The organism is Sphingobacterium spiritivorum ATCC 33861, assembly GCF_000143765.1.
GTDB lineage: Bacteria > Bacteroidota > Bacteroidia > Sphingobacteriales > Sphingobacteriaceae > Sphingobacterium > Sphingobacterium spiritivorum.
Window position 1 is genome coordinate 100117 of the sequence record NZ_GL379778.1, and the last position, 8406, is coordinate 108522.

Consider the following 8406-nt stretch of genomic DNA (forward strand, 5'->3'; position numbering starts at 1 on the left):
GTTTAATACTTAACCTGATTACCGCATAAAAGAAAAAACCGCTAAACAATTAAGCTTAGCGGTTTTTTAACCATTTTGTATTGCTACTTGCGGAGAGTGAGGGATTCGAACCCCCGGACCTGTGACAGTCAACAGTTTTCAAGACTGCCGCATTCGACCACTCTGCCAACTCTCCGCGACAAAAGTAGAAATATTCATTTGTTCTGCAAAACTTATTTTTTATAGCCTTGAAAATGAGCTGAATATTTTATTTAAGGGCCTTTAAAGGGGCTTAAGGATGCAAAATTTCATGTGAATGCTTCTTAATATTCGCTGCTAATTTCTCCAGAGGCAAGTCATCTGAGTCAATTCCGAAAGGATCTTCAATAGATTCTGCAATCAATTCGAGTGAAGCCAGTACATAGAATACAAAAGGAACCGCTGCAATAACGAAGTAACCTATAGAAAACACATAACCTACGGGAAGGGTAAATACATAGAATACAATAAACTTCTTGATAAACGAGCTATATGACTGCGGAATGGGTGTGTTTTTGATCCGTTCACAGGCTCCGCAGATATTGGTCAGCGATTGCAATTCGTCATTCAGGATAATAAATTGTTCACCGGACAGGATGCCCGACTTATAGAGATTCGTTACTTTTTTGAAAATCAGGGCAGCCAGTTGATTTGGCGCATGCTTTTTCAGATCCAGATTTCCCAGTTCCGGGTGCTCCTTATCATCCAGCATATATGTCGTATAATCCGACCGCAGAAAGGATTGTGTCAATTCAGCGTAGAGAGGAATCGCTTTTCTGAAGAAAGAGCGGTTTGTATGATCATCTTCCGGAAGGAATGCATTCATTTTATAAGCCAGTGTACGGCTAATATTAGTCAGGATGCCCCATTGTTTACGGGCTTCCCACCACCTGTCATAAGCTGTATTCGTACGGAATACAAGTAGCAGGGACAATGCAAATCCTAATAAACTATGTACAATCGTAATGTTTTTGATCCAGCTCTTTTCCGACAACCGAAGATATTCAAGTTCCAGATAAGCAATTCCTCCTGAAAAAGCAGCGGCTAAAAGCAGATAGGGAAGGAGTTTGCGAACGGTGTCCGACTTGTGGAGGTAAAAGGTGGCTTTGAACCATTCTTTAGGATTATACACTTGCATTGGACAAATATAATTTGTTCAAATTTAATTTGAAAGTATCCGTGTAATGCATTAATTTCAAGGCATGGCGAAAAAGGCTGTGAAGAGGGGTTCACCATCCAAAAAAGAGGTAAAGGATGACAGAAAAGTATATCTTATATGGAGTATAGTCATTCCTGTTATCATTGTTTTGCTTGCTGTAAGTTGGCATTATCGTTCAGGAATCCGTTACTATATCAGGGAAGTCGTTTCAGGAAAGGAGCAGAACGGATGGAAAGATGCTAAGTACGACATTCGTAATGTCGAACTCATGAGCAAGCATGATGATAAGATATTCGGGATAGATATCAGTCAGTATCAGGGTGATATAGACTGGGTACAAGTCAATACAATCAATGACAAATTTCCGGTAGACTTTATTTTTATCCGGGCGACTATGGGCGAATCCGGAGTCGACTCCAGATTTAAAACAAACTGGAAACGAGCAAATTCCAGAGCCAAGATACGGGGCGCTTATCATTATTTCAGACCAAATGAAAATTCATTAAAACAAGCCCGTAATTTTGTGAAGACAGTTCACCTTAAAGCTGGTGATCTGCCTCCGGTACTGGATATAGAAGAGATGCCTGTCAATCAATCTATGGACAGTCTGCGTACAGGATTGAAGCGCTGGCTGGGATTTGTAGAAGCGCATTACGGGATCAAACCTATTTTGTATTCCGGAGATAAGTTTTTTACGGACTTTCTGGAAAAAGAATTTTCAGACCATGTCATCTGGATTGCAAATTATAACTTCTGGATAGATGATCTGAAGGATCATTGGGATTTTTGGCAATTTTCAGAAAAAGGATCCGTTAGGGGCATAAAAGGTAATGTAGATCTTAATATCTATAATGGCGATATTGAAAAACTGGAATCGCTGGCTATACCGTTTCGCAATTAATACCCGAATAAGTTCAAAACCGCTATCCGGTTTTAAGGTTTTCAAACAATTTAATCATTGTGTTTTTTAAACTTCACTTACGAATGAAAAAAATAGTAATCTTATATATGTTCCTGATATCATTATCAGGATATGGTAAAGCTGACAGCGTTCAGCAGGACAGCATGGCATTATCTGTAGAGCAATTTGCGAAAGCGGCAGATCAATATCTGATCATCGATACCCGCAAGTCCGATGATTTTCTGAAAGGCTTTATTTCCAAAAGCATCAATATCGGTTGGGAAGGACCATTTGATAGCTGGATTGCTAAAATTGTAACCAATAAAGACACAAGGATTCTTCTTGTTACAGACGAGGGGCAGGAAGAACAGATTGTACATAAATTGCATACTCTGGGGTATACCAATGTCACAGGCTATCTTAAAGGAGGATTTGGGACATGGAAAAAAGCGCATCAGCCGATTGAACGTATTGGCAGTGTTACTGCTGCTCAGGCTCTGGATCATACGCAGAAAGCGGAGTATGTATATGTAGATGTCCGGACAGCTCAGGAATACGCAGGAGGACATGTAGAAAAGTCAGTTCATGTTCCATTAAATGCATCGGATTTTGAATTTGAAATTTATCCTGATAAAACCTACCTGTTACAATGTCAGTCCGGCTACAGAAGTAGTCTGGCGGCATCATTATTGTATGCTAAGGGTATACATAATATCCTCAATGTAGAAGGTGGTTATAAAGCAGTTTCTACGGTGAAAGATACTGAACAGAAATAAGATTATTTATATGGCAACATTTAATGAAATATTACAAAAGCACAAATTGGCTCTGATCGATTTTTCAGCGACATGGTGCGGTCCGTGTCAGCAATTGGCCCCTATTCTGGAAGACGTTAAAAAACATTATGGTGAAGATCTTTCCATAATTAAAATTGATGTGGATAAAAATCAGGCACTTGCGTCGAATTTTAAAGTACAGGGTGTTCCGACACTTATACTTTTTAAAGACGGAGAGCAGGTGTGGAGGCAATCCGGGCTATTGATGAAAAACAATCTTGTACAAGTCATCGATCAATACCGTCAGGCATAGAGACTGATTGCATTTCTTCTGAATGATCTGGAAGGTAAACATTAAAAAAGGATCAGATCTGAATGTTATGTTCATTCAAATCTGATCCTTTTTGTTTAAAGTACAGAAGATTTTAAATTAAAGATCAGTTTTGGTCTTTCAGACACTGTTAATCTTCATAATCCTGATCCGATGACAAAGGAAGTCTTGTGACAAGAAGTTTATCAATTCGGTTACCATCCATATCCAGTACTTCAAATTCGAGATTTTTATAAATTACCTTATCACCTTCTTCAGGTACGCGATCCAGTAAAAAGAATACCAACCCTGCGACAGTTGTAATATTGCGGATTTCTTCTTCGTCTTTTTCGGATAATCCCACTTCCAGATTTTCCATGAAATCGTCCAGCTGATATCGTCCGTCAATAAGGAATGAACCGTCTTCACGTTTACGGATTTTACTGTTTTCAATATTGTTCAGATCATCAAAATCCCCCACCAGACCCGTCAATATATCCTTCAAGGTAATAATTCCCTGCGGTATACCATATTCATCGATCACGATGGCCTGAGCTGCTTTTGAATTTCTAAACGATTCCAATACAGACAGTGCACCACTATTTTCATTGATATACGGAATAGGGGTGATGAGAGCAGACAAGTCCGTTTCTTCGTTGTTAAGATACTGTTGAAGTAATGTTTTGACATGTACCACTCCTTTTATCTTATCAAAATTACCATCACAGATAGGGTATACCGTATGTTGAGTAGCTGTAATCACTTTCTTGTTCTCTTCAAAAGAATCCTGCAGATCCAGATAGTCGATCTTACTGCGGTGAACCATCAGATTGATTGCTTTCTTATCGCCGATTGAAAGAAGACGGTCTACAATATCATGTTCTATATTATCAATAATACCACTATCGACTCCTTCATCTACCAGCGCTTTTATTTCCTCTTCAGTAACGGCATTTTTGCTGACTTTAATGTTAAGCAATCTGACCAGGAAATCTGTAGAGATACTTAGAAACCATACAAAAGGCTTCATGATCTTACTCAGAAAGTGCATGGGGAAAGCAATCAATGTCGCATAGCGTTCCGGTATGGCCATTCCGATCCGTTTCGGAACCAACTCGCCAATCACCAAAGAAAGGTAAGTGATGATGATGACAACTAATATTACAGACAGCTGCTGGCTATAAGGCGCGAAAAACGAAATCTGCTCAAGTTGAGCATCTATAAATGTAGAGATGGTTCCTCCGCTGAAAAAACCTGTCAGAATGCCGATAAGGGTGATGCCGATCTGTACAGTAGAAAGAAATTGATTAGGATGTTCTTTGAGGTCTAAAGCGATTTTTGCAGCTGGGTTTTTCTTGTCACTCTCTGCTTGCAGGCGAGCCTTTCTGCTTGATACAATGGCTATTTCGGAGGCGGATAAAATACCGTTTAGAAGAATAAGGATAAGGATTACTATAATTTCTGTCAGCATAGAAGATTTGAAAATTACACCAATTTACTGAAAATATCAGATTTGAGAAAGAATGAAGTAATAAAAAGACAAAAGGATCATAGGTAATGCATTTTTCAATGAGCCTTTTTTTGTGATATATTGTAAATATGGGCTGTCAGGAATGTAACAAATGCTACACGATAACGTTTTCGGAAATTGTGCAAACGTTTGTGTACTGCCAACTCAGGGACATAATTGATATATTTAAAAAATGTTAAACCTGATTATCAGTCCTAATTGTGAGTACCTATGCGTAAATATTTGATTTTTAGTTTTCTTTTATGCGTTACATGCGTTTGCACTGCGCAGGTACTGAATAGTATCCGGATTATACCGCAGCCGCAATCTGTGATTATCGGATCCGGTCTTTTGAAACTGCAACAGTCAGCAAATATCTGGTCTTCGGATACCCATTTTGATGATGCTGTGCAGTATCTTCAGCAGGAGGTATTGAAAAATAAATCAGCCACCTGGTTCAGAGGTGACGATTCCAGTAAAGCGCTTATTCATTTTGTATCAGATACGAAAGTGTCTGAGGAAGGTTATGTGATACGGGTCGTTAAGGATAAAGTAGAGATACTTGCATCTACGGGTAAAGGAGCATTATACGGGGCAGTTAGTTTACTTCAGATGATCCTCACGAGTTCTTCCGGGACAATGGAGCTGCCTTATTGTGAAATTAAAGATCAGCCGGCATATGGCTGGCGCGGTTTTATGCTGGATGAGTCAAGGCATTTCTTCGGGAAGCAAAAGGTTAAATCCTTACTCGATTGGATGGCTTTTTATAAATTGAATAAATTTCACTGGCATCTGACAGACGAACCTGCCTGGCGGCTCGAAATATTGCGTTATCCTTTGCTTACCCTTGTCGGGGGAGTAGGATCGTTTACGAATGCCACTGCAGCAGCGCAGTATTATCAGCAAGCGGATATAGAGGAGATTGTACGCTATGCCGCCGATCGTAATATCGAAGTAATTCCGGAGATAGATATGCCCGGACACGCCACAGCTGCTAACCGGGCTTACCCGCAATATAGCGGAGGCGGGAATGATAAACACCCTGATTTTACATTTCATCCGGGTAAAGAAGGTACTTACGGATATCTGACCCATATCCTCAAAGAAGCAAATGTTCTTTTCCCTTCAGGGATGTTGCACCTCGGAGGAGATGAAGTCTCTTTCGGGAGTGAAGCATGGAACAATGATGCACAAATTAAGGAGCTGAAAGCTAAATATCAGCTGGCGGATAACAAGCAGGTGGAAACCTATTTTATGCGTCGTATGGCAGATAGCGTTTATAGTATGGGAGCTAAGGTGCTGGCATGGGATGAGATGGCTGATGCCGGATTACCCAAGGATAAGACCATTCTGATGTGGTGGCGCCATGACAAGCAGGATCAGTTGAAAACAGTGCTTCAAAACGGATATTCTACCATATTATGTCCGCGTCTTCCGCTTTATTTTGATTTTGTGCAGGAAGAGAACCACCGGTACGGGCGTAAATGGGGTAAAGGTTTCAATGCCCTTTCAGATGTGTATCATTTCCGTCCGTCAAAATATGATTCATTAGCTGTCCGTAAGGATCAGATATTGGGAATACAGGCCAATCTCTGGACAGAGACCGTAACCAATACCAATCGTCTGGATTATCTGATTTTTCCGAGACTTGCTGCTATGGCAGAAGTCGCATGGAGTACAGATAAAGTGAAGAGCTTTGACCGTTTTTGCGATTACCTTCCCGCTCATCTTAAATTGTACAGAGCAGCAGATCTGTATTATTTTGATCCGTTTAATAAGACCAATCCGGAGCCTGTTGTTTACAAAACACAGCGCGCTTATATCGATAACCCTGAATAATAATGAATATGAAAAACAAATTATATATGGTCTTACTGGCTGGTGCAGGTTTGCTCAGCACGCTGTCCGCAGAGGCACAATGGACCGGGCCTAAGGAAAAACCAAAAGAAAGAATCGAAGTCAAATACGGACCGTTAACGCCTGCACATCGTACAGATGAGGCTATGGAACGTTTTCGCCAGTATGGTCTGGGACAGTTTATTCATTGGGGACTGTATGCTATTCCCGGAAATGAGTGGGAAGGAGTAAGTGCGCGGGGTGGCGCTCCGGCATCCGAATGGATACGCACATGGGGCGGAACTACTGCACCCAAAGATTGGAAAAATACATATGACAATCTTTATAAGCAGTTTAATCCTAAAGGCTTTGATGCCAGACAATGGGCAAAGCAGGCGAAAGATATGGGAGCCCGATACGTGATATTCACAACCAAGCATCACGACGGATTTGCATTGTGGCCTACAAAATATACTGATTATAATATTACAAAATCACCTTATAAAAAAGATATCGTAAAGCAGGTCGTGGATGCTTACACAGCTGAAGGTATTGATGTGTATCTGTATTTTTCTATTCTGGAATGGAATAATCCTGACTATATGGGAAAAGAACCTAAAACGGAAGAGGAGAAGGCAAAGTATGCCAAGTTTCTGAACTATACTAAAAATCAATTGCTCGAATTGCTGAAAAACTATCCGCAGATAAAGGGTTTCTGGTTTGACGGTACCTGGGATCAGTCCTGGATCAAAAGCTATGATTTTACCTATAAGCTGGAAAAAGAATTACGTGAAAAACATCCCGGTCTGATTATCGGAAGCCGTTTTCGGAATGATGAATTCGGAAAGCGTCATTTTGATTCCAACGGAGATATGTTAGGTGACTATGAACAAGGCTGGGAACGTAAACTGCCTGAAGAATACAGCTGGCTGGAGGGCCGGGACTGGGATTGTGTCATGACTATTCCGCCTAATGGTTGGGGATATATGAAAGACTGGACGGGATTATATACCAAGACTTCGGATGATCTTATTGATATGCTCATGCATTCTGTATCTATGGGGGGGAATTTTGTACTCAACTTTGGCCCTGATGGCAACGGTAAAATGCATCCCGGAGAAGATAAATTGGCGAAAGAGCTGGGGGATTGGATGAAAATCAATTCAGAAGCGGTATATGGTGTCAAATATGCCGGACTTTCACCTTCTAAATACGGATACTTTACACGTAAAAATGAGCAGGTATACCTGACTGTGTTTAACAGACCCGTTAATAACATTGTGCGCATAGCTATCGATAAGAAAGCGACAGAAATACCTGCGAGTGCTTCTTTATTGATCAATGGTCAGTCTTTAGTATTAAAACGTAGTGATATCGGATTGGATCTGGATAAAAATGCCTATTTTGATGTTATTCTGCCTAAAGATTTTCAGTCTGATAAGCCTTTTGTTATTAAGATCTCTACTGTAAAAGGTGATATCAAAACGGATAAACTTATGGACGCTAAAATGTAAGTGATCTTTTTACCACACTCTTGAATAGTGATGAGCCAGATTTGTATATGTTCAAATCTGGCTTTTTTGTTTATTCTCAAAGTGGAGATAGGGTCATCTCTCCTGCGTCAGTTGCTGTCCCCACCCACAGTCTGCTATACAGATCGGATTACTAACCTCTCAGCCCTTAGGGCATCTCTCCTTAGAAAGGAGAGAATTAATCTGGTTTAATTGTTGGCTTTTTTCTGGCGCAAGCATGTTGCTTGTGCCGCTATAGGTTGCTGGTGTGGACAGCGGCCAATGCAGTTGGTGCGTTAGTTGCTGTCCCCACCCACAGTCTGTTATACAGATCGGATTACTAACCTCTCTGCCCTTCGGGCATCTCTCCTTAAAAAGGAGAGAA

General features: G+C 40.6%; 7 protein-coding genes and 1 tRNA gene. 5 read left to right on the forward strand and 3 right to left on the reverse strand.

The window, feature by feature from the left end; translation table 11 throughout:
* Window positions 1-90: 90 nt before the first annotated feature.
* Both HMPREF0766_RS21090 and HMPREF0766_RS21095 read right to left on the reverse strand, forming a co-directional pair.
* Window positions 91-175 (reverse strand) — tRNA-Ser (locus tag HMPREF0766_RS21090).
* Between the two features lie 96 nt (window positions 176-271).
* On the reverse strand, window positions 272-1156 hold the full coding sequence (locus tag HMPREF0766_RS21095) for a bestrophin family protein (RefSeq protein WP_003002056.1): 885 nt from the start codon (window positions 1154-1156) through the stop codon (window positions 272-274).
* A 64-nt stretch (window positions 1157-1220) separates the two neighbouring features.
* Here HMPREF0766_RS21095 and HMPREF0766_RS21100 point away from each other — a divergent pair, with 64 nt between their 5' ends.
* The 3 genes from HMPREF0766_RS21100 (at window position 1221) to trxA (ending at window position 3167) form a co-directional block, all read left to right on the forward strand.
* Window positions 1221-2078, forward strand: a complete 858-nt coding sequence (locus HMPREF0766_RS21100) for a glycoside hydrolase family 25 protein (RefSeq protein WP_003002058.1) — start codon at window positions 1221-1223, stop codon at window positions 2076-2078.
* Between the two features lie 83 nt (window positions 2079-2161).
* The gene (locus tag HMPREF0766_RS21105) at window positions 2162-2854 is read left to right on the forward strand and encodes a rhodanese-like domain-containing protein (protein WP_003002060.1); all 693 of its coding nucleotides are present in this window, start codon (window positions 2162-2164) and stop codon (window positions 2852-2854) included.
* Between the two features lie 10 nt (window positions 2855-2864).
* A complete protein-coding gene (trxA, locus tag HMPREF0766_RS21110) occupies window positions 2865-3167 on the forward strand; it encodes a thioredoxin (RefSeq protein WP_003002061.1) in 303 nt (100 codons plus the stop codon).
* 148 nt (window positions 3168-3315) lie between these two features.
* Here the strand turns inward: trxA and HMPREF0766_RS21115 are convergent, their stop codons facing one another.
* Window positions 3316-4635, reverse strand: coding sequence for a hemolysin family protein (locus tag HMPREF0766_RS21115; protein WP_003002064.1), 1320 nt, complete (start codon window positions 4633-4635; stop codon window positions 3316-3318).
* Between the two features lie 270 nt (window positions 4636-4905).
* On the opposite strand from HMPREF0766_RS21115, the gene HMPREF0766_RS21120 reads away from it, so the two are divergent.
* Both HMPREF0766_RS21120 and HMPREF0766_RS21125 read left to right on the forward strand, forming a co-directional pair.
* A complete protein-coding gene (locus tag HMPREF0766_RS21120; protein ID WP_037461084.1) occupies window positions 4906-6513 on the forward strand; it encodes a beta-N-acetylhexosaminidase in 1608 nt (535 codons plus the stop codon).
* A gap of 8 nt (window positions 6514-6521) precedes the next feature.
* Window positions 6522-8024 (forward strand): alpha-L-fucosidase, encoded by a 1503-nt coding sequence (locus tag HMPREF0766_RS21125; RefSeq protein WP_236590467.1) that lies wholly within the window; start codon window positions 6522-6524, stop codon window positions 8022-8024.
* Window positions 8025-8406 lie beyond the last annotated feature (382 nt).

Excerpts from the sequence above, each read along its gene's own strand:
- HMPREF0766_RS21095 (WP_003002056.1), bottom strand. The coding sequence starts at position 1,156 with ATGCAAGTGTATAATCCTAAAGAATGGTTCAAAGCCACCTTTTACCTC.
- HMPREF0766_RS21100 (WP_003002058.1), top strand. The coding sequence starts at position 1,221 with ATGGCGAAAAAGGCTGTGAAGAGGGGTTCACCATCCAAAAAAGAGGTA.
- HMPREF0766_RS21105 (WP_003002060.1), top strand. The coding sequence starts at position 2,162 with ATGAAAAAAATAGTAATCTTATATATGTTCCTGATATCATTATCAGGA.
- trxA (WP_003002061.1), top strand. The coding sequence starts at position 2,865 with ATGGCAACATTTAATGAAATATTACAAAAGCACAAATTGGCTCTGATC.
- HMPREF0766_RS21115 (WP_003002064.1), bottom strand. The coding sequence starts at position 4,635 with ATGCTGACAGAAATTATAGTAATCCTTATCCTTATTCTTCTAAACGGT.
- HMPREF0766_RS21120 (WP_037461084.1), top strand. The coding sequence starts at position 4,906 with ATGCGTAAATATTTGATTTTTAGTTTTCTTTTATGCGTTACATGCGTT.
- HMPREF0766_RS21125 (WP_236590467.1), top strand. The coding sequence starts at position 6,522 with ATGAAAAACAAATTATATATGGTCTTACTGGCTGGTGCAGGTTTGCTC.